At 56.4% G+C, this 1,985-nt stretch carries 2 protein-coding genes and 2 tRNA genes; 1 reads left to right on the forward strand and 3 read right to left on the reverse strand.

What is annotated here, in order from left to right:
- Nucleotides 1-269: 269 nt before the first annotated feature.
- Nucleotides 270-941: a TetR family transcriptional regulator gene (locus tag AC1DWI_RS21025; RefSeq protein WP_477669031.1), complete on the forward strand. Its 672-nt coding sequence runs from the start codon at nt 270-272 to the stop codon at nt 939-941.
- On the opposite strand, the gene AC1DWI_RS21030 is transcribed toward AC1DWI_RS21025, so the two are convergent.
- The 3 genes from AC1DWI_RS21030 to AC1DWI_RS21040 form a co-directional block, all read right to left on the reverse strand.
- Nucleotides 938-1,573 (reverse strand): DUF6806 family protein, encoded by a 636-nt coding sequence (locus AC1DWI_RS21030; protein ID WP_477669030.1) that lies wholly within the window; start codon nt 1,571-1,573, stop codon nt 938-940. The two genes, AC1DWI_RS21025 and AC1DWI_RS21030, sit on opposite strands and share 4 nt — an antisense overlap.
- Nucleotides 1,574-1,636: 63 nt before the next feature.
- Nucleotides 1,637-1,729: transfer RNA gene (locus AC1DWI_RS21035), tRNA-Leu, on the reverse strand.
- An 82-nt stretch (nt 1,730-1,811) separates the two neighbouring features.
- A tRNA-Cys gene (locus AC1DWI_RS21040) sits at nt 1,812-1,885 on the reverse strand.
- Nucleotides 1,886-1,985 lie beyond the last annotated feature (100 nt).

A 1,985-nucleotide genomic window follows, 5' to 3' on the forward strand; every position in this document is an offset into this window, starting at 1 on the left:
GCCAGGAACAATGTGAGTGCAGCAATCAGGACGAGAGGCTGGTATGGCGCAAACGGGGAGAATAAAGGCGAATGGACAATGCGAGACTTGGGCATGCTGATCCTCAAAATTTGGGAAAAAAGCGGAAAACGGAATATGTGAGCGGCATTTGATGCAAGTCATCGTTTTGCCGAAAACAAAAAGAATAAGGGTTTTTACGAGTGATATAGTTTACATACATTTGTGAATGTATACGACAACCCGTTAAATTGACTTGCAGGAGACATGGATTGGCCCGTCGGACAAAAGAAGAAGCCATGGCGACCCGGCACAAGCTGCTGGATGCTGCGGAACACCTGTTTCAGGCGCAAGGTGTCTCACGCACAAGCCTGCAGGACATTGCACGCCGCGCAGGCGCTACACGCGGTGCTGTCTACTGGCATTTCAAGGACAAGGCAGACCTGTTCAACGCCATGATGGAACGGGTCACCCTGCCCATGGAAAACGCGTTCAACCAGGAAATTGACCCGCAGCAACATCCGGGCGAGGACCTCCTCAATCCGATGGACAGGATACGACGTTCCACTGCCAACGCGCTGCGACAAATTGTGACTGACGCGCAAACGCGGCGCGTGTTTGAAGTGGCGACCCAGAAGGTCGAATATGTGGAAGAACTCCAGGCGGTTCGCCTGCGTCACCTGGCAGTGCGCGGTGGTTTTTTATCCGGCATCCAGCAAAGCATGGAGGCGGCAACTGCACAGATGCGCCTCCAGTTACCTGCGCCGGCTTCAGCGGCGGCGCAGGGGCTACATGCGCTGATCGATGGCCTGATACAGAACTGGCTGCTGGATCCGGGGGCTTTTGACCTGTTGGAGGTCGGCCAGCATGCGATTGATGTTTACCTGAGGGGACTCGGCTTTCCTGGCTCACCTGCAGCTTCAGGCTCGCCCAAGCCGGCTTAGTGCAAATGCCGGGGCTTGCGGCCACCGCCGCCATGGCCCGAACCGCCCGGCGGTCCGCCCAGGCCGCGCGGCGGTTTACCGAGTTGCATCGAGTTCACCAGTGCATCAAAGCGCTGCTCGAACAGCTTGTCGACAGCCGCAACGACCTCACCGAGCTCTGATCCGTCAAAGTGGCGCTCCATCAGGCCGATCATGTCCTGGACCAGGAGATCGCGCTGCACCTGCATGATGGCTGCCGGCGTGGGGCCCACAAAATACATCGCGAAATCATCACGGGCCTCCTCATCGTCGGCACCTTCATCTTCGTCAAAGTCGGAGTCATAGAAGGTCACTTCGATGGGAGCGCCCGCTTCCGCGAGGTCGTTCAGGCCCATGCACATTTCGTCAAGCGCCTGGCGAAAATCTTCGTCACCAGGGACTGTCCAGCACATTTGCAGCAAATGTTTTTGCGCGTCGAACCGGATGCCCGGCTCTTCCTCATAAGCGCTGGCAGCACCGGCCGCCAGGGACTTGGAGCCGGTGTACTTCCACAGCGGCTTGAGGGCCTCCTGCAGCTGTTCAAAATTAACGTCCGCGCGCAATGGCACTTCGCCGTGGACGTGGATCTCAAAAGGTGTGTTGTAGCGGGACATGATGGAATTTATCTTACCCAGTTTTCAAAAGCGCGCCCGGCGCGTGGGTGAGCCGCCCAATCGTGGTGCCTGAGACCGGAATCGAACCGGTACGCCCGTTATTCACGAAGCGGCGGATTTTAAGTCCGCTGTGTCTACCTATTTCACCACTCAGGCTCAAACGCCGTATTCAAACGTCCGGCAGCGTATTGTCAAACAAAAAAGCCCCATAACTGGGGCTGGTTGCAGGGAGCTGTGATGGAGGCGCGGGCCGGAGTCGAACCGACCTACTCGGATTTGCAATCCGGTACATAACCGCTTTGTTACCGCGCCGTATTCTGTCTGCCTGATAAAGCCCTACGGCTTTACCCAATAATCCAACGAAACCCCCAATGAAAAAGGACAGCATTTTTAAAGTGCTGCCCTTTGAATT

Source organism: Polaromonas sp. P3_C2 (assembly GCF_056402675.1).

What these genes read in the sequence shown, in the direction of transcription:
- AC1DWI_RS21030 (WP_477669030.1), bottom strand. Translation starts at nt 1,573, where the DNA reads ATGTCCCGCTACAACACACCTTTTGAGATCCACGTCCACGGCGAAGTG.